Origin of the sequence: Pseudomonas sp. 5P_5.1_Bac1, assembly GCF_025466015.1 — a bacterium.
Lineage (GTDB): Bacteria > Pseudomonadota > Gammaproteobacteria > Pseudomonadales > Pseudomonadaceae > Aquipseudomonas.
Genome location: NZ_JANLNX010000014.1, coordinates 87,448 through 106,555 on the forward strand (window position 1 = coordinate 87,448; position 19,108 = coordinate 106,555).

15 protein-coding genes and 1 pseudogene are annotated in these 19,108 nt (G+C 60.5%); 10 read left to right on the forward strand and 6 right to left on the reverse strand.

Annotation, left to right across the window (positions count from 1 at the left end; genetic code table 11):
* Positions 1 to 6: 6 nt before the first annotated feature.
* Entirely contained in the window at positions 7 to 1,584 is a 1,578-nt protein-coding gene (locus tag NTD82_RS02870; protein WP_262127665.1) for a hypothetical protein, read from the reverse strand.
* 13 nt (positions 1,585 to 1,597) lie between these two features.
* Positions 1,598 to 2,470 carry a helix-turn-helix transcriptional regulator gene (locus tag NTD82_RS02875; RefSeq protein WP_262127666.1) on the reverse strand — a complete coding sequence of 291 codons (873 nt, stop codon included), beginning with the start codon at positions 2,468 to 2,470 and terminating at the stop codon, positions 1,598 to 1,600.
* Between the two features lie 322 nt (positions 2,471 to 2,792).
* Here NTD82_RS02875 and NTD82_RS02880 point away from each other — a divergent pair, with 322 nt between their 5' ends.
* The 10 genes from NTD82_RS02880 to NTD82_RS02925 all read left to right on the forward strand — a co-directional run bounded on the left by NTD82_RS02880 (position 2,793) and on the right by NTD82_RS02925 (position 16,588).
* Positions 2,793 to 3,398: an SCO family protein gene (locus tag NTD82_RS02880; protein ID WP_110970904.1), complete on the forward strand. Its 606-nt coding sequence runs from the start codon at positions 2,793 to 2,795 to the stop codon at positions 3,396 to 3,398.
* Positions 3,398 to 3,877, forward strand: a complete 480-nt coding sequence (locus NTD82_RS02885) for a copper chaperone PCu(A)C (protein ID WP_262127667.1) — start codon at positions 3,398 to 3,400, stop codon at positions 3,875 to 3,877. The genes NTD82_RS02880 and NTD82_RS02885 overlap by 1 nt, the downstream gene beginning before the upstream one ends.
* A gap of 197 nt (positions 3,878 to 4,074) precedes the next feature.
* Positions 4,075 to 4,257 carry a general stress protein gene (locus NTD82_RS02890; RefSeq protein ID WP_095159252.1) on the forward strand — a complete coding sequence of 61 codons (183 nt, stop codon included), beginning with the start codon at positions 4,075 to 4,077 and terminating at the stop codon, positions 4,255 to 4,257.
* A gap of 142 nt (positions 4,258 to 4,399) precedes the next feature.
* The gene (locus NTD82_RS02895; RefSeq protein WP_175651696.1) at positions 4,400 to 4,573 is read left to right on the forward strand and encodes a hypothetical protein; all 174 of its coding nucleotides are present in this window, start codon (positions 4,400 to 4,402) and stop codon (positions 4,571 to 4,573) included.
* A 289-nt stretch (positions 4,574 to 4,862) separates the two neighbouring features.
* Complete coding sequence (locus tag NTD82_RS02900; protein WP_262127670.1) at positions 4,863 to 7,007, forward strand: type I secretion system permease/ATPase; 2,145 nt, start codon at positions 4,863 to 4,865, stop codon at positions 7,005 to 7,007.
* Between the two features lie 8 nt (positions 7,008 to 7,015).
* The gene (locus NTD82_RS02905) at positions 7,016 to 8,431 is read left to right on the forward strand and encodes an HlyD family type I secretion periplasmic adaptor subunit (protein WP_262127671.1); all 1,416 of its coding nucleotides are present in this window, start codon (positions 7,016 to 7,018) and stop codon (positions 8,429 to 8,431) included.
* A gap of 25 nt (positions 8,432 to 8,456) precedes the next feature.
* Positions 8,457 to 8,921 carry a hypothetical protein gene (locus tag NTD82_RS02910; protein ID WP_143502147.1) on the forward strand — a complete coding sequence of 155 codons (465 nt, stop codon included), beginning with the start codon at positions 8,457 to 8,459 and terminating at the stop codon, positions 8,919 to 8,921.
* 141 nt (positions 8,922 to 9,062) lie between these two features.
* Positions 9,063 to 15,413, forward strand: coding sequence for a calcium-binding protein (locus NTD82_RS02915; protein ID WP_159985328.1), 6,351 nt, complete (start codon positions 9,063 to 9,065; stop codon positions 15,411 to 15,413).
* A 173-nt stretch (positions 15,414 to 15,586) separates the two neighbouring features.
* Positions 15,587 to 15,721: a PSPA7_2676 family Cys-rich small protein gene (locus NTD82_RS02920; RefSeq protein WP_256680117.1), complete on the forward strand. Its 135-nt coding sequence runs from the start codon at positions 15,587 to 15,589 to the stop codon at positions 15,719 to 15,721.
* A 9-nt stretch (positions 15,722 to 15,730) separates the two neighbouring features.
* The gene (locus NTD82_RS02925) at positions 15,731 to 16,588 is read left to right on the forward strand and encodes a Ku protein (RefSeq protein ID WP_095159255.1); all 858 of its coding nucleotides are present in this window, start codon (positions 15,731 to 15,733) and stop codon (positions 16,586 to 16,588) included.
* 282 nt (positions 16,589 to 16,870) lie between these two features.
* On the opposite strand, the gene NTD82_RS02930 is transcribed toward NTD82_RS02925, so the two are convergent.
* From NTD82_RS02930 to NTD82_RS02945, 4 genes and pseudogenes are all read right to left on the reverse strand, one after another.
* Complete coding sequence (locus tag NTD82_RS02930) at positions 16,871 to 17,524, reverse strand: glycosyltransferase (protein ID WP_095159256.1); 654 nt, start codon at positions 17,522 to 17,524, stop codon at positions 16,871 to 16,873.
* Positions 17,521 to 18,120: a class I SAM-dependent methyltransferase gene (locus tag NTD82_RS02935; RefSeq protein WP_095159257.1), complete on the reverse strand. Its 600-nt coding sequence runs from the start codon at positions 18,118 to 18,120 to the stop codon at positions 17,521 to 17,523. Before NTD82_RS02935 ends, NTD82_RS02930 begins: the two co-directional genes overlap by 4 nt.
* On the reverse strand, positions 18,117 to 18,869 hold the full coding sequence (locus NTD82_RS02940) for a PIG-L deacetylase family protein (RefSeq protein WP_095159258.1): 753 nt from the start codon (positions 18,867 to 18,869) through the stop codon (positions 18,117 to 18,119). The genes NTD82_RS02935 and NTD82_RS02940 overlap by 4 nt, the downstream gene beginning before the upstream one ends.
* Positions 18,866 to 19,108, reverse strand: a pseudogene (locus tag NTD82_RS02945) (acyl-CoA dehydrogenase); the annotation flags it as partial. The gene NTD82_RS02940 and the pseudogene NTD82_RS02945, both read right to left, overlap by 4 nt.

Here is a 19,108-nt window from a genome sequence, read left to right on the forward strand (position 1 = left end):
CGGCGCTTACCAGCCAGAGAAAAGGGAAGAGGCGAAGTTGCTGAGGTTGCGTCCGATGGATTCCAGCGCCCGGCCGGCCCCTTCGACGACACGCGCCACGGTCTTGAGCGCGGTCTTGGCCACGGCCTTGCCGGCCGAATAGACCACCTCGCCGATCTGCCCGCCGGCGATACCGCCGGCCACGCCCCCGACGAAACCACCGACGGCAATCCCCACCGGGCCGAACACCGTGCCGATCGCCGCGCCCAACGAGGCGCCCTTGGTGGCACCGGCGATGGCCATGGTCGTGGTCACGGTGGTGTTGCCGATGGCGTCGACGGCCTCTTCGCCGGTCAGCTCGCCCTTGCCCAGTTTGTAGAGGATCTTGGCGTTCTGCAGGCCGACGCAGGCGATGTTGGTGATCAGCCCCGCCGGGGTGCCGCGCAGCGCTGCGCCGAGCCAGCCGTTTTTCACCGCGACCACCACGGCGCCGGAGACCGCCACCTGCGCGGCGGTGTTGGTGCCGGCGCGCAGGGAGCTGTCGAAGAACTCCTTGAGTTCGTCATTGGCGCTGGGGTTTTCCCGGCCGTTCAGCCAGTTCCAGGCGCGTCGGGCAAGGATCCGCGTGCCCTGCATACCCACCGCGATGCAGGCGCCGACCACCGCCTGCTTGCCGATCTGCTTGGCGATATCGATGCGGTTGGTGTCGTTCCAATCGTACTGGCGTGACTCTTCCTCGGCCTGGGCCTTTTCCTGCAGGGCCTTGGCTTCTTCCTTGGACAGCGGTTTGGACTTGACCCCGTCGACCTCGATCACTTCGGTGCTGTCGGGCACATCGGCGCTTTGGCCTTCGGGGACCAGGCGTTTCTGATCGCTGTAGTCACCGCCGTTCAGTTGGGTGTTGGTAGCCTTGGCGTCGGCGCCGTACTTTGACTGGTATTTGCCGACCACATTGCCGTTGCCGTCGACGATCTCGATGTCGACCGAGTTCAGTTCCTGAGAGCCGACCACCCGCGCGCGGTAGGGGCTGCCCTTGGCGGCGGCGTCGATATTGAAGGTGTCGACGTGATGCTGCTCGGCGATCAACCCGTTGAGGTTGGGGTTCTGGTTGATCGGCCCGGCCTGGGTGGTGATGATCTTCCGGGCGTTTTCGCTGGCGTCGGCCAGCGCTCGGTCGATACCGCCGGCGTACTGGCCGACGTTCACGGAGCCGGTGACGGCGGCGTTTTTCTCGATCTCGCCGGCCAGCCACGAAGCCTTGCTGCGGCCGGTGTCCAGATGCGCTTGCAGCGACTCGCGGGACTGGTTGAAGGCCGTGGTGGACTGGACCACCTCGCGGCTGGTCTGCAGCAGGTCTTGCTCGTCCTTCCACAGGTCCGGATATTTGCGGAACTCGTCACTCAGCCACAGCTCCAGCGGCTTCTCGCCACGCGCATTGCACGAAGCGACGAAAGAGGCGATCACCGCGGTGGTCTTGTTGGCGTTCTCGGTGTTTTCGAACAGCTCGCCTTCGATGCGTTTCGCCTGCTCCTCGGCGACCTGCTCGAAGTCGATGCTGTCGTCCTTGTCGTAGTCGTCGCCCAGGGGCTTTTCCATTTCGGTCATGGGGTGTCCTGCCTCAGTGCAAGTAGTCGGTCAGTTCGTCGCGCAGTTTTTGCTGCAGCCAGACGGGTTCGAGAATGCGTACGTGGGGAATCCAGTAGCGGATGATCGGCAGCAATTGGTTGGGGTGATTGACCTGGCAACGCAGCACCAACTGGCCATCGTCCTGCTGTTCGAGCAATTGCTGGTGCGGCAGCACGTTGCGCCGCAGGAAATAGTGGGCGTTGCTGGCGGCGACCCGCACGGTGACGTCAAGCCGGTCCTGGCCGAACCAGACGTCATCGTCGTTTTCGATCTGCGCCTGGATATCGGCGTTGGGCGCGAAGGTTTCATCCAGCACGCGCAGCTCGCCGAGGCGCCCGAGGGCGAAGCTTTTCAGGTGATCGTTTTCGGTGGCGGCGAGGTACCAGATGCCCTTGTTGTGGATCAGCCGGTAGGGCTCGACCCGCCGCAGCTTGCCGGTGTAGCTCAACTGGCAGCGCTGGCGCCGCTCGATGGCCTGGCCCAGTTGGCGGAACGCGTGGTGGTCGGGGCGGCTCGCGCCTGAATGGCCGTCGCGCACCAGGAAACTCGCCGGGCCCGGCTTGAGCAGGTCGAGCCAGGAGCGGCGGTCGCTGGCCGGAAACAACTGCTCGACGCCGCTGATGCGGGCGAAGGTCTGCAGGTCGGCGGGCGACAGGCTGCTGCGGTAATGGCTGGCGAGCTGATAGACGCCGTTGGCGCCGGGCTCGATGACATCGCCCAGGCGGTTGAGGTCGCGGTAGATGGTCCGCTCGCTGACGCCGAAGCGTTCGGCCAGTTGCAGGCGGGTAGGGCGCTCGCCCGATTGCATCAGACGGAGGATTTCCGCGAGGCGCAGGGCCAGGGTGTCGTGTTCGTGGGCCGCCATGACGGGTCCTGTGTCGGGTGGACGTTGGCGGCGACTCTAGCGTGGCGCACTGACAGGCTGTGTCAGTGGCACTGACAGCATTTCGAGCGCATCCCTGTCAGAAAAACGGCGACAATAACCCGGATGCTGGCGCGTGGCCACTTTCGCGAGTCTCGTCACGCGCTGTTACGACTCCGTTACGCAACTGCGACATCGGGTCGCATCCGCCGGGCGCTGTGCGCTGGCAGGGGTGTCAGCGACCGTGACAAAATGCCGCCTCGCAAAAAACCATGAAATGAACGGCTTCGCTGTGAGGCTCGTACCTTCCCGAAAGGACGGTTACATGAATGATTTACTGACCCGGCGCAAGGTTATCGCCGGGCTCAGCCTGCTGGGGCTCGGTGCCCTGACTGGCTGCGACACATCGCCAAAGCTCGACTTCAAGTACGGCAAGGACCTCAGCAACAAGATCCTCGGCCGCTCCTTCAAACTCAAGGACGTCCACGGCGACACCTACGCACTGTCGAGTTTCTACGGCTCGATGCCGATGGTGTTCTTCGGCTTCACCCAGTGCCCGGCCGTTTGCCCGACCACCCTCGCGCGTGCGGTGCAGATCAAGAAGCTGATGGGCCGCGATGGCGATTTCCTCAAAGTGGTGTTCATCACCCTCGACCCCGAGCGCGACACCCCGCAGGTGCTGGATGACTATGTGAAGGCGTTCGATCCGACCTTCACCGCGCTGTCTGGTACACCGGAACAGATCGCTGCCACCGCCAAGGAATTCGGCGTGTTCTACGAGAAGGTGCCGTTGGGCGACACCTACACCGTGTCCCATTCTTCCACCAGTTTCGTCTTCGATTCTCGTGGCCGGTTGTACCTTGGCCTGTCCCATTCGCTGAACGCCAAGGAATGCGCCGAAGACCTGCTGACCCTCATGGAGATTTGCTGATGCGTTCCCTGTTCAAACCTGCCCTGGCAGTGCTGGCCCTGTGCGCCGCTGCGTTGCCGGCGCTGGCGCAAACCCGCGTCGGCAACGCCTGGGCCCGCGCCACCGTCGCCAACCAGCAATCCTCCGGCGCCTTCATGACCCTCACCGCCGACAGCGACAGCAAACTGGTGGAGGTGCGTTCGCCGGTGGCGAAGACGGTGCAGATTCATCAGATGAAGATGAACGGCGACGTGATGACCATGGGCCCGGTGGAATTCCTGGCGCTGCCGGCCGGCAAGGCCGTGGTGCTCGATGCCAACGGCTACCACGTGATGCTGATGGGCCTGAACCAGCAATTGAAGGAAGGCGAGCAAGTGCCGCTGACCCTGGTGGTCGAGGATGCCAAGGGCAACCAGCAAGCCCTCGAAGTGCAGGCGCCCGTCCGCGCTCTCAACGATGCCGGCGGCCACGCCATGCATCACGATCACGGCAACATGTGATCCTCGCGGGGCGGCGTCGCTGCCCCGTGTTTTTCCTTTGTGATGAATCCCTTGGCGCGCCAAACAAGCGCCTGCGGTCATTTACTGCCACTTGTCCGGCAGTGCTCAAATAAACCGAATCCCTCCCGCCAGCCGTGCTCCTAATTCATGTACGGCATCAGCCGTGCACCCTTCGCTTTCCAATGAGGTGAAAGATCATGGCTAACAACGAAAAAAGCACTGGTCAGACAGGTAGCAAGCAGGGTGGCAACCCGGGCAACTTCGCCAATGACCGGGAAAAAGCGTCAGAAGCCGGACGCAAAGGCGGCCAGCACTCGGGTGGGATGAATCAGGACAAGCAAAAAACCACCGACACCAGCCGCAAGGGTGGTCGCTCCTGATTGCGGGGTCTTTCCGTAATCACAGCTTCCGTCATCACAGCAGTACCTGGCGGGGCATGAACAGTGCCCCGTCTGACTGGCGCATCGTGGCCTGGGTCCGATGCGCCGCTTTGTTTTTGCAGCGCTGTGGAGGGCACTGTCCATGAAAAGTGCATCGGTATTCCTGCTGTCTGGCCTGTTGCTGCTGGGCGGCTGTTTCGACAACTCCAACCACCCCGGCAAGGACTCCGACCCGAGCAAACCGTCGCTGCAGATGCAGCAGCCGGCGGAGAACCCGGCGTCGCAATTGGCGCCGAGCAAGGACAGTGACAACTGATCGCACGGATGTTTGGCAGAACAGCAACTTACTTTTCAGACGCGATCTAGATGGTCGCGTGGGTGCCAGGAGGATGATGGCTGTCGCAACTTTTTCTTGATGGCTTCTTGACATTGGTAAGGTGACCTTCTTTGCTCTAAGGGAGTCACCAGAAAGTATCCGAAAAGGTATGGCAGGGATTCAGCGTCGTCTCTAGACCCACGACTTTATCGAGCTGCAGCCGTTGCCGCCCCGGGCGGTGACAGCCTTTACGTGCCGCGTCAGCCTCCCGCCGAGGTGAGTCATGCAAATGGATTCGCATGCAGAGGGTGCACAGTGCATCAGAGATACCGGACTGATTTGTCTGGTGATGCTCGCCCGCTTCCACAACATCGCTGTCACGGCTGAACAGTTGGCTCACGAATTCGGCGAGGACGGTCGGTGCTTCGGCAAGACCGCTCTACTGCTGGCCGCCAGACATCTTTCGCTCAAGGCTCGCTACGTTTCCACTAGTGTCTCGCGCCTGACTCAGACACCTCTGCCCGCCATCGCGTTTGGCAAGGATGGCGAATTCTTCATCATTGCCCGCCTGGAACAAGGACGTGTACTGACCCACAACCCGTCAACCCTACGCCAGGAAGTCATCAGCCTTGAGGCGATTGAGCAACGCTGGACAGGTGAGCTGATTCTCGTGCGCACCCAGGCTTCATCCACGGGCGAAACATCACGTTTCGACTTCACCTGGTTCATCCCCGCAGTGGTCAAGTACCGCAAGTTGCTTGGCGAGGTGCTGCTGGTTTCGTTCGTATTGCAGATTTTCGCGCTGCTGACGCCTTTGTTTTTTCAAGTGGTCATGGACAAGGTATTGGTGCACCGCGGGCTCTCGACTCTTGATGTACTTGCCATGGGCCTGCTGGGCATCATGCTGTTCGAGACAGCTTTGAGCGGTCTGCGTACCTATGTCTTCGCACATACCACCAGCCGCATCGATGTAGAGTTGGGTTCGAAGCTGTTTCGTCACCTAATCAGCCTGCCGCTGGCGTGGTTTCAGGCGCGGCGCGTGGGGGACTCGGTCGCTCGGGTTCGCGAGCTGGAAAATATTCGCGGTTTTCTCACTGGTAACTCCATCACCCTCCTGCTCGACGTACTGTTCTCGGTGGTGTTTATCGCTGTGATGTTTCTCTACAGCGGGTGGCTGACACTTATCGTGGTGCTGTCATTGCCGTTGTATTTCCTGATTTCACTGCTCATTACTCCTCTGTTGCGCGCGCGCCTGAACGAGAGTTTTGCCCGCGGTGCGGAAAACCAGGCGTTTCTGGTGGAAACCGTCAACGGCATCGATACCCTGAAATCGTTGGCGGTAGAACCTCACTTCATGCGCAAGTGGGACAACCAGTTGGCGGGTTATGTCGCAGCAGGGTTCCGTACTCAGAATCTGTCGTCGATCGCCAGTGAATCGGTTGCCCTTGTAGGCAAGCTAGTGACGGTCGCAACGCTCTGGGCAGGGGCGCAACTGGTGATACAAGGGCAACTCAGCGTAGGCCAACTGATTGCCTTCAACATGTTGGCCGGGCGTGTCTCGCAGCCGATCATGCGGCTGGCTCAGTTGTGGAGCCACTTTCAGCAGACAGGTGTTTCAGTGCAGCGCTTGGGCGACATTCTCAATGCCCGCAGCGAGCTTACCCAGACCGCGCGTAGCAGCATGCCCATGCTGTCGGGGGGCATCGAGTTCGACCAAGTGGCGTTCCGCTATCGGCCTGAGGGGGCCGAGGTGCTGCGCGGTGTTAGCTTTTTGATTCAACCCGGCGAGGTGATCGGTATCGTTGGCCGCTCGGGGTCCGGCAAAAGCACCCTGACGCGGTTGATCCAGCGTTTGTTCAGCCCTGAGCGAGGGCGCGTATTGATCGATGGGATGGATCTGTCGTTGGTCGATGTGTCTTCGCTGCGTCGGCAGATCGGTGTGGTGCTACAGGACAACTTGCTATTCAACCGCAGCATTCGCGAGAACATTGCCCTCACCGATCCTGGAAAGCCGATGGAGGCCGTCATTGAGGCTGCCAGGCTGGTCGGTGCACATGAGTTCATACTCGAATTGCCAGAAGGCTATGACACCATCGTAGGTGAGCATGGCGCTTCGCTGTCGGGCGGGCAGAAGCAGCGTATAGCCATTGCTCGTACGCTGATCGATGACCCGCGCGTTCTCATCTTCGACGAAGCGACCAGCGCGCTGGACTACGAGTCGGAACGAGTGATCCAGAACAACATGCAAGGCATTTGCACTGGGCGCACCGTCCTCATCATTGCCCATCGGTTGTCATCGGTGCGTGATGCGCACCGGATTGTGGTGATGGACCGCGGGCAGATTGTGGAGCAGGGTACCCATGCCGAACTGCTGGCCCACCAGGCGGGCCATTATTCGCGATTGCATCGCCTGCAGCAGGGAGGTGGCGCCTGATGAAGCCGATGGCTGCCGACCTGTCGTTGCTGGAGCGTTACCGCGCGGTCTGGCGTCACGCATGGGCCAACCGCAAAGCCATGGCTGCGTCGCCGCGCCTCTCCCACGAGGTGCAGTTCCTGCCGGCGGCGCTGGCGCTACAAGAGCAGCCGGTGCACCCGGCACCGCGTTACATCCTCTGGACCATAATGCTGTTCAGTGTCTTGGCACTGCTCTGGGCTTGTGTCGGAGAGATCGACGTAGTGGCGACGGCCAGCGGCAAGATCATTCCCAGCGGCAAAACCAAAATCATCCAGCCCAGCGATGTCGCCGTGGTCAAAGCGATTCATGTTCGCGACGGTCAGCAGGTGCGTGCCGGTGAGGTGCTGGTTGAGCTGGATGGGCAAATCACCGGGGCCGATGTCGAGCGGATTGACAGCGATTTGCTTGCCGCCCAGATCGATAGCGCCCGGGCGGCGGTGTTTCTGCAGGCGATCGACAACAATCGTGAGCCTGCCTCGCTCGTCGGCTTGATCCCCGAGGCGGCGCCCGCGCGGCAGGTTGCCGCACAACGCTGGGTGCAGAGTCAGTACCAGGAAATGCGTGCCACTCTCGATCAGGGGGAGGCCCAGATCGAGCAACAGATGGCTGAAATCCAGGCAGCCCGGATCAATGTCGCATCGTTGAAGGAAACCTTGCCTATTGCCCGCCAACTCTCGGCGGATTACCGGCGCTTGCTGGACAAAGCAATCATTGGCAAGCACTTCTGGCTGGAGAAGGAGCAATCACGGCTGAACCAGGAGCGGGATCTGCAGATGCAGCAGGCCCGCGTGGTGGAATTGTTGGCTTCGAAAAAGGAGCTGGAGCGCCGGCAGGTCAGCGTTTTGGCACAGGCCCGGCGCACTGCCCTTGATCTGTTGCATGAGGCGGACCAGCGGGTTGCGTCGCTGACCCAGGAGTTACACAAAGCCGAACAGCGCAATCGTCTGACCCGGCTGGTTGCTCCTGTGGATGGCACAGTGCAGCAATTGGCCATTCACACCGAGGGTGGGGTCGTTACTGAGGCCCAGCCGCTGCTTGCCATCGTTCCGGCCAACCAGCCGGTGGAAGTGGAGGCCATGCTTGAAAACAAAGACATCGGTTTTGTTCGCCCTGGGCAAGCCGTGGAAATCAAGGTCGAAACGTTTACATTCACTAAGTACGGCGTTGTCCATGGCGTTGTTCATAGTATTTCCGGAGATGCCATCGAAGATGAAAAGCGCGGTCCGCTTTATAGCGTTCTTATTCATTTGAAGGAGGACCGCGTGCAGGTCGGAGGCACGCAGTTTCCGTTATCTGCGGGAATGGCGGTGCGCGCTGAAATTAAAACCGACAAGCGCAAGGTTATTGATTATTTTCTTAGTCCGCTTGAACGTCTTGTGGGCGAAAGTTTGTCGGAGCGCTGAGGTTTAGTTGAGTGCGGAGAAGATTATGACTCAGTTGTGTCGAAACGATATTGTCTGGTTTTGTTTGATTTCATTGATTGTTCCGTCGCTAGTTATGATATATGGCGATGCAATGTATGCGGGGCTTTATTATTACCTTGCAGTTCCTGCGGTTGCCCTGCTGATTACAATTTGGCTTTCACCAGGCAAAGGCTTCCTTGTCGGCCTGGGTGTAGCACTGGCCATCGAATTTATTCTAGTCTTACAGATCAACTGGCGTTCCGAGCATCAGGACGGGATGGTTGGCGTTTTGCATATGGCTTCATTGCCAGGAGCGCTCATTGCCATTGTATTCGCGGGTCGAAAGTTTAAACGGCGCCCCAAAGTATCACCGCTTGCAGCGACGCTGCTTGGCAGTGTGTACGTGTTGGCGGGGTGTACATTGACGCAAGTTCTTTTCTATCTATTTTTTTTTGCACTCGAAAGATTCCTGGTCGCGATATCGGGATGACCTGTCGACAGTATTTCATTAGATTCTGGATGATTAACCGTTACTTGACTGTAGAGAGTCCTGCCGATGCCTAGCGTAACTGTTAAGGTCACCTTGCCTGGAGCATCATTGACCAATGGTGGGAACTCATTTGGCGGACATATGTGGTTCGACTTGAAGAATGGCGCCGGTGAGACCGGGACCTACGGTTTTGGGCCGGAAACATCAGGTACGCCCGTAGGCCCTGGAAATATCACGCATTTAGATAACTCGACGTACGAGTATGTGGCTTACTCGCAGACGATAGAAATCTCTGATGCGCAGTACGCGGCAGTGAAGAAGTTTGTCAACGATCCCGCCGCGTACGGTTTTGATGTGAAAAACTACAATTGGTTAAACAATAGTTGTGTGGACTTTGTCTGGGGCGCCATGGGTGCTGGTGGAATTAACCCAGCGGGCTATGAAGGGAAAATACTGCCCATCGCCAATTTCGAAAGGTTGTTTTGGACCAAGCAGTTGTTCGACAAAGCCAACGAAACGGTTTCGCCCTTGATCCTCGACCTAGATGGCGATGGTGTCGAAACCCTCGGCAAGAGCTCCAATATCTACTTCGACCATGACGGCACCGGTTTCGCCGAGCAAACCGGCTGGGTCGGTGCGGATGACGGTGTGCTGGTATGGGATCGCAACGGCAATGGTCGGATTGACGACGGCAGCGAACTGTTCGGCAACCACACGGTGTTGGCCAATGGTCAGAAGGCGGCCAACGGCTTTGCCGCACTCGCGCAACTGGACAGCAACCAGGATGGCAAGGTCGATTCTTCCGATGGCGCTTTTGCCCAGTTGCGCATCTGGAAGGACAGTGACAGCAACGCTAGGCTCGGCGAGGGAGAACTGCTTACCCTCGACCAGGCCAACGTTGCCAGTATTGGCACTGCGTATATCAACCAGACCCAGGTCGATGTGCACGGTAACGAAATTCGCCAGGCCGGTTCGTACACCAACAGCCAAGGCGCTGTGCACGATGTGAAAGATGTCTGGTTCAGCGTGGACAACGCTAGGACCGTCGACCTCAATCTCGTGACTCTGAGGGCTGAAGTACAGGCGCTGCCTAACGCTGAGGGCTCTGGCAATGTGGCGAGTCTGCACCAAGCGATGGCCCGCGACGGCAGCGGCACATTGAAGGAGCTGGTTGAGGCTTTCGCGGGTGAGACCAACGCCACGGCCCGACAGACGTTGGTGGACAAGATCATTTTCGCCTGGAGTGGTGCCAGCCAATACGGCAGCAGCAGCCGGGGCGGCTACATCGACGATGGCCGGAAAATCTACGCGCTTGAGGCTTTCCTTGGATCATCGTTCATTCAGTCCTCGGGCACCAACGTCGGCACTGGCAATCCCGGGCCTAATGCAGCCGCCAAATTGATGCAGGCTTACGCGGTTTTGTCCGACTCCATTGCTGCGGAGTTGATGTTGCAGACTCACTACCAGCCGTTGGTCGCGGGGCTGCTGTGGACCTTCGACGGCAATCAATACTCATTCGATGTGGCTGCGCTGGTGCAAACCTTCAGAGCGTCCTACAACGCCGATCCGGTTGCCGGCAAAGATCAGTTGCTGGCGTTCGCGCACGCACTTGACGTAGCACCCGGCGTTTGGAACCAGGTAATGCTGAGCAGTCTGCGCAAAACCGCTGATCCTGCGGGGCAAGGTTTCGATCAATTGTTAGGGAATCTAGGGCATACGCTGGGCGGAGGCGGTAACGATGAGCTTTATGGGGATGTGCAGGCGAACGTCCTGGTTGGTTTGTCGGGCAACGACACCCTGTACGGGGATGCCGGCAATGATGCCTTGGACGGAGGCAGCGGGAATGACTATCTGAGCGGTGATGCGGGCTCCGATACCTATCACTTCAGCCGTGGTTGGGGGCAGGATACGCTCAACAACTTCGATAGTAGCAGTGGCAAGCAGGACGTCATCGTGTTCGATGCCACTGTTGCGACCGCTGATGTGCGTGCCAGTCGGGCGGGTGACAACTTGGTACTGTCGCTGGCGGGCAGCACGGATAAAGTTACGGTCGTCAATTTCTTCATCAACGACGGCGTCAATTTCTATCAGATTGAGCAAGTCCGTTTCAACGACGGCACGGTCTGGACGCCGCAGCAGATCATGGCCGCCGTTGCGCTCAGCACTGACGGCAATGACACGCTGTATGGTTACTCGGGGGCCGACACTCTTAGCAGTGGTACGGGCAACGATATCTTGTACGCAGCGCAGGGCAACGATGTACTCGTCGGTGGCAGCGGCAATGATCGCCTCGAAGGGGGCAGTGGTTCGGATACCTACCTGTTCAATCTTGGCGATGGCAAGGATGTCATTCTGGAGAACTCCACGGTCATTGGCGATATTGACGTGGTGCGCTTTGGGGAAGGAGTCCTTGCTTCCGACATCAGCGTCAGTACCCAGGGTGCCAACCTCTTACTGCGCCATGCCAACGGTCTCGACCAGATCACCGTGCTGGGCTGGTTCAACCAGACCGGCCCGCGCTATCAGATCGAGCGCATTGAGTTCGCCGACGGAACCCTTTGGACCGGCGCGCAACTGAGCAGTGCCTTGCTCAACCCCGTGGGGACGGAAGGCGACGACATACTAACGGCGGTGGATGTGAGCATCGGGCAATCGCTGGTGGGCAATGGCGGCAACGATACTCTGACTGGCGGCGATGGCGGTGACAGGCTGGAAGGCGGGCGGGGTAATGACCGCTTGAATGGTGGTCAGGGTTCTGACCGGTACGTGTTCAACCTGGGCGATGGCCAGGATGTGATCTTCGATGACAACTGGATTTCCTCAGACACTGATGTGTTGAGCTTCGGAGCCAGTGTCGCTGCGTCCGATATCACTGCCAGCCGCTCGGGCACTCACTTGGTTCTCAGTCATGCCAACGGCCAGGATCGGGTGACGATTATCGACTGGTTCTACCAGGCCGGTGGTCGTTACAAGCTGGAAAAGTTCGAGTTTGCGGACGGCACTGTCATTACTGGCGATCAGATGACCACGGCGTTGATGACCACGATGGGAACGGACGCGGATGACACCCTGGAGGGGGCCAACTCCGGCAACCAGACTATGTTGGGCTTGGGGGGCAACGACACCATCACTTCGGGTAGTGGTAGCGACATGCTTGAGGGGGGACTCGGCAATGATGTGTTGAGCGCTGGTGATGGCAACGATGTGCTGATCGGCGGGCGTGGCAATGATCGCTTGAACGGCGGTCGAGGTGACGACCGGTACGTGTTCAACTTTGGCGATGGACAGGATGTGATCTTCGATGACAATTGGATCTCCTCGGGCACCGATGTGTTGAGCTTCGGAGCTGGTATCGCCGCCTCCGACGTTACCGTCAGCCGTTCGGGCACCCACCTGGTCCTCAACCACGCCAACGGTCAGGATCGGGTGACCATCCTCGACTGGTTTTACGCCTCCAACGGTGCCTATCAACTGGAGCGTATCGAGTTCACTGATGGCACCCTTTGGACCCGAGCCCAAGTGACGGCGCCATTCCTTCAACAAAGCGGCACTGAAGGCGACGACGTCATCAACGGACTTTCCGCATCTTTCAACCAGGCGCTATTGGGCAATGGTGGCAATGACACGCTTACAGGCGGCGATGGAAATGACAGGTTGGAAGGTGGGAGGGGCAACGACCGTCTGAATGGTGGTCAAGGGGCCGACCGGTACGTCTTTAACCTGGGGGACGGCCAGGATGTGATCTTCGATAGCCATTTGCTCTCCTCGGATATCGATGTATTGGCCTTTGGAACCGGCATCGCAGTGTCGGATATCACCGCCAGCCGTTCGGGCACAAGCCTGGTTCTGAGCCACTCCAATGGCCAGGATCAGGTGACAATCCTAAGCTGGTTCTACGAGGCGGGTGGCCGTTACAAACTGGAACGGTTCGAGTTCGCGAACGGAACCGTCCTGACCGGCGACCAGATGACCGCGCCTTTGATGACTTCGATGGGGACGGAGGTCGATGACATTCTGGTAGGTGCCAACTCTGGCAACCAGATGATGTCAGGCCTGGGTGGGAACGACACCATCACTTCAGGCAGCGGCAACGACATGCTCGAAGGTGGTCTGGGTAACGATGTCCTTAATGCGGGAGAAGGCAATGATGTGCTCATTGGTGGGGTGGGCAATGACCGGCTGAACGGCGGTCAGGGTTCCGACCGGTACGTGTTCAACCTGGGCGATGGTCAGGATGTGATCTCCGATGACAACTGGATCTTCTCGGGAACCGATGTCTTGAATTTCGGGGTTGGTATCGCCGCATCCGATATCACAATCAGCCGCTCGGGTACCAGTCTGGTGCTGAGCCATAGCAACGACCAGGACCGGGTGACGGTCCTTAACTGGTTCGGCGACCCCGGCAGCCGCTATCAACTGGAACGTATAGAGTTCGCTGACGGCACCCTGTGGACCAGCGCCCAGGTGACGGCTCCGTTCCTTCAACAAAGCGGTAGTGAGGGCGACGATGTCATCACCGGACTTGCCGCTGGGTTCAGTCAGGTGCTGCTGGGCAACGGTGGGAATGACACGTTGACCGGTGGAGAGGGCAACGACCGCCTAGAAGGCGGGCGCGGCAATGATCGTCTGAATGGTGGTCAGGGTTCCGACCGGTACGTGTTCAACCTGGGCGATGGCCAGGATGTGATCTCCGATGACAACTGGACCTTCTCGGGAACCGATGTCTTGAGTTTCGGAGTCGGCATCGTCGCATCCGATATCACTACCAGCCGCTCGGGCACCAGCCTGGTACTGAGCCATGCCAATGGTCAGGACCGGGTGACGATCCTTAACTGGTTCTATGACCCTGGCACCCGCTATCAACTGGAGCGTATAGAGTTCGCTGATGGCACCCTGTGGACCAGCGCCCAGGTGACGGCGCCGTTCCTTCAGCAAAGCGGTGGTGAGGGCGACGATATCATCACCGGCCTTGCCGCTGGGTTCAGTCAGGTGCTGCTGGGCAACGGTGGGAATGACACGTTGACCGGTGGAGAGGGCAACGACCGGCTAGAAGGCGGACGCGGCAATGATCGTCTGAATGGTGGTCAGGGTTCCGACCGGTACGTGTTCAATCTGGGCGATGGCCAGGATGTGATCTCCGATGACAACTGGACCTTCTCGGGAACCGACGCCTTGAGTTTCGGAGTCGGTATCGCCGCATCCGATATCACCACCAGCCGCTCGGGTACCAGCCTGGTGCTGAGCCATGCCAATGGTCAGGACCGGGTGACGATGCTCGACTGGTTCTTAGAGGCCAGTAGCCGTTATCAAGTGGAGCGTATCGAGTTCGCCGATGGCACGCTTTGGACCAGTGCTTCACTGAACACCGCACTAATGTTGCAGCTCGGCACCGACGGCGACGACGTGATGGTCGGTGTTACTGCGGCCTATAACCAGACCCTGCTCGGTGGCGCGGGCAATGACCGGATCACTGCCGGCAGCGGCAGCGACCGCCTAGAAGGCGGTAGCGGTGACGATCGCCTCGACGGAGCGGCTGGAGCCGATACGCTTATTGGTGGTACTGGCAACGACACCTATGTCGTGGACAATGCCGGTGACTCCGTACAGGAAAACCTGGGCGAGGGCATCGACATGGTCGAAAGCTCCATCTCCCTGACACTCAAGGCTAACGTGGAAAATCTTTTGCTGCTCGGCAACTCTGCGTTGAACGGCACCGGCAATGAGCTCGATAACGTGCTAACGGGCAACAGCGCTGCCAACATATTGATTGGCGGTGGGGGGAACGACCGCCTGGACGGCAGGGCGGGTGCCGACACCCTACAGGGCGGGCTTGGTGACGATACCTATGTGGTTGAGCGAGCCACCGACGTGGTAGTGGAAAACGTCAACGAGGGTATCGACACCGTCGAGTCGAGCGTTTCGCTGACCCTGGGCAATAACCTGGAGCACCTTACGCTCCTGGGTAGCACCGCGCTTAACGGCACTGGTAACGCGTCAGACAACCGGCTGACGGGAAATAGCGCGGCTAACACTCTCACTGGCGGGGCGGGCAACGATTTTCTGGACGGTGGCGCGGGAGCTGATGTGCTGGTGGGCGGTGAAGGTCACGATACCTATTTGTTTGGCAGGTCGTATGGCAGCGATACGGTGGTTGAGAATGGCGTGACGGCGGGCAATGCCGACCTGCTTCGCTTCATGGACGGGATCGCCCGTGATCAGTTGTGGTTCAAGTCGGTCAGTGGTACCCAGAACCTGGAGATCAGTATTGTTGGCACTACTGACAAAATCACGGTCAAGGACTGGTATCAGGGCAGCGCCAACCGCGTCGAGTCGTTCGTGACGGCCAGCGGCGATGTGCTACTGGAGGCGCAGGTGCAAAATCTTGTGGACGCCATGTCCGCCTTCGCTCCGCCGCCGGCTGGGCAGACTTCGTTGAGCCAGTCCCAGCATGCCGCCCTTGATTTAGTGATCGCTGCCAACTGGCAGTCTTGAGCCGCGCAGCCTCGGCGTGCCGTCCGCGAAGGTCGGAGCGCCGGGACAGTTCGCAGGTTTGGTAGGCCCGGTGACAACCGACCGGTCGTTTACACATCCCGGCTAAACCTTTTCCACTTCCCGCGAGTCACTACCTGTAAGAGCCCGATTCACGGGTACCCGGGAGGTGGCCGATGACCTTCATCTGCCTGTTGCGTGGTTGCCAGTGGCGTTCGATGTCGAGCAGTGACGTCGAGCAAATGGATTGCCAGTGCTGTGAGCGCTGCGGTGCCGTGCGCTATCGCCGGCTTGGGATCACCCACTCTTAGGAGCGCGTTATGGCACGAGCAATCTGGAAAGGCGCGATCAGTTTCGGCCTGGTGCATATCCCTGTTGCGCTGGCGTCGGCGACGCGCAGCCAGCGGGTCGATTTCGACTGGCTGGACCAGCGCAGCATGGACCCGGTGGGCTACAAGCGGATCAACAAGGTCACCGGCAACGAGGTCAGCAAGGAAGATATCGTCAAGGCCGTTGAGTACGAGAAAGGCCGCTATGTGGTGATCAGCGAAGACGAGATTCGCAAGGCCCGGCCCGAGGCGACCCAGACCATCGATATTTTCTCGTTCGTGGCCGCGCAGGAAATCCCCTTGCAGCAGTTCGACACGCCGTATTACCTGGCCCCGGACAAGCGCGGCGGCAAGGTCTATGCGTTGCTGCGCGACACCCTCGAAAGCACCGGCAAAGTGGCGCTCGCCACTTTGGTGCTGCACACCCAGCAGCATCTGGCGATGGTGCGGCCGCTGGAGGATGCGCTGGTGCTGATCACCTTGCGTTGGCCGGATGAGGTGCGCGGCATCGACAGTCTGGAGCTCGACAGCAGTGTGACCACGGCCAAGGTCAACAAGAGCGAGTTGCAGATGGCCAAGCGCCTGGTGGAAGACATGAGCGGTAGCTGGACGCCGGATGAATACCAGAACGTGTTTCGCCAGACCATCATGGATCTGGTGGAGGAGAAGGCCAGCAAGGGCAAGATTTCGGTGGTGGAACAGGGCGAGGAAAGCGGCGGCGGCAAGGGCGCCGATATCATCGATCTGACCGAGCTGTTGAAACGCAGCCTGGGCGGGAAGGGTGGCAAGGTGGCGGAGCCGAAGAAGAAGGCGCCGGCGAGCAAGAGGACGGGGCGCAAGGCTTCGTGAGAGGCGTTATTGCTGCATGGGGATTTGAACCTCTCGCAAATCGTCGGCCGCTTGCCATTCTGTAGGAGCGGCCGTTAGCCGCGATGGGCCGCACAGCGGCCCCAAAACCATCCCGCACGAGTTAGCGGTGTGCATCCGGTATTTCTTTCGACCTTGAGCAGGCTTGAATGTGAGACCCAGACCTGCCAGAAGCAAGGCGCTGGATGGTTCTGGGGCCGCTATGCGGCCCATCGCGGCTAACAGCCGCTCCTACAGGGTTGCGCGTCAAGCCAAGGTGTTGCGTCACCCCCCCAACGATTTCAAATAATCCCCAAACCCACCCCGCGCCCGGCTGTCCAGCCGGCTGCTGGTGCTGACGCTGTTACGCGCGGTCCAGACGATATGGGCGCCGCTGGCCATCAGGGCGTTGACCAGTTCCACATCCTCGTTCAACGCCAACGGCGGGAACCCGCCCACGCGCTGGTACGCGCGGGCGCAGATGCCGAGGTTGGCGCCGTGGATATGCCGGTGATCTTCCCGCGCCTGATAACGGCTCAGGTACAGCGCCTGGAACGCCGCATTCTGTTGCGGTTGCCACTGCTCGACGTGCACCGTGCCGCACACCGCGTCCGCGGCGCAGTCCAGTTGGCACAGCAGCCAGTCCGGCGGCACGCAACTGTCGGCGTCGGTGCAGGCCAGCCAGTGCGCGCCGCGTTCCAGCATCAGCGCTGCCCCGGCCCGCCGCGCCTGGCCGACATTGCGCACATTCACTTCCAGCGTGCCCACGCCATGTGCCGCAGCGATGCGGGCGCTGTCGTCGTCGCAGCGGTCGAGGACCACGAGGATTTCCACCCGGTGTCCGGCCCCTTCTGCAGCGCGGGCTGCCAGTTGCACCGCGCTCAGGCAGCGCGGCAGGGCGTCGGCTTCGTTATGCGCGGGGATGATCACGGCAATCATGGGCAGGTCTCGTCCAGGTCGATTACGCTGGGCTGGCAGCTCCAGTACTCCAGCAAAAAGTCCGCTTCTTCATGGCGCACTACGCGGTACAGCGGCAGCCGTTGCTCCAGCAGCGCATGAACCTCACGGCCCTGCTGCGGGCAGCCGTCGATCGGGTGCAGCCAGTGGCAGGCGAGCAGGCCGCCGTCTTCGGTCAGGCTGGCGACCGACTGTTCGATCACCTGCAGCCACTGGCCGGGATCGAGGTAGTAGCCGATCTCGCTGAGAACGATGAGGTCGAAACTGCCACCCGGCCAGTCGCCGGGCAGCCGGCCCTGTTCGACCCGCGCATGCGGAAGTGGGGCCAGGCGCTCTCGCGCCAGCGTCACGGCTGTGGGGTCGAGGTCGTGACACAGCAGTTCGGAGCAACGCTCTGCAAGGGCGGCGCTGAGTTCACCGTTGGCGCAGGCCGGTTCGAAGATCCGCTCGTGAAACTGCCGCGGCAGGCTGGCCATGATCAGCTCGCGCTTGCGCCGTTCGTACCAGCGAGTGCGGAACGCCCACGGGTCGTCGCTGGCGGCGAACAGCCCGGCAAAATACTGCGCATCGACACTCATCGGAACACCAGTTCGAAAGGTTGCATCAGGCATTCGAGGGTCGCCGCCGGCAGCACCGGCGGACGGCCCTCATCGGTTTCCATCTGGCTGACATGCGCGGCGATGGCGTGCTGCTTGCGTTGCAGTGCATCGCTGCCGAGGCGCAGTTTGCAGGCCCGTTCCCACGGCAGTCGGCTGTCCTCGGGCTCGGCCCAGTACCAGGCCCACACCGGCACTTCCAGCAATTGGACGCCCTTGGCCTGAGCCGCCTGGGCACAGGCGCGGCCCACCGCTTCGTGGTCGCAATGGCCGTCACCGCGCCAGGTGCAGAGCACTTGGTCACCCGGCTGGAGAAGCTGGCTCAGGTGATTGACCAGGTAGGCTTCATCCCGCGCCACGGCGCTGTCTTTCAGGTTCAGGCGCTGCCAGGCCAAGGCCTGCACGTCGAGGCCGAGGCGTTGCAATGCATGGCGGCTTTCCTGTGGACGTTGGCGGCGCAGGCGGTGTTCGGTCCAGTGGGTGGAGCCGGGGTGGCTGCCCTCGCCATCGGTGACCGAGATCAGCAGCAGGTCCTGCTCACGCCCGCGCAGGCTGGCGAGCAGGCCGCCGCAGGCGAGGATCTCGTCGTCCGGGTGCGGCGCCACCACCACCAGGCGTTGGCCGGGCGGACAGAGTTGCTCGGGCTCGATCCAGGTCGCTCGGGCCAGGTGCGCCGAATGCTGCCAGTCGGCGGGCAGGGTGGCCGGCCGCTCGAACAGTTCGCGGCTCATAGCTGCCACGCTCCGGCCGGGAACTGCGCCAGTTGCCGGCCCAATGCCGCGAGGTCGCGCTCGGCGTGGCTCTGGCGCAGGAACACCGGCAAGTCGGCGCTGAGCCGGGCGAAGTGGCTGTTGTGGCAGTAAGGCGTTGCGCCGAGGGCGCGGCCGACATGCTCGATCACCTGATTGACCGCCTTTTCCACCTGCGCCCGCGCACGGCGCACCGGCAGTTCGGCGTTGCCGCCGGGGTG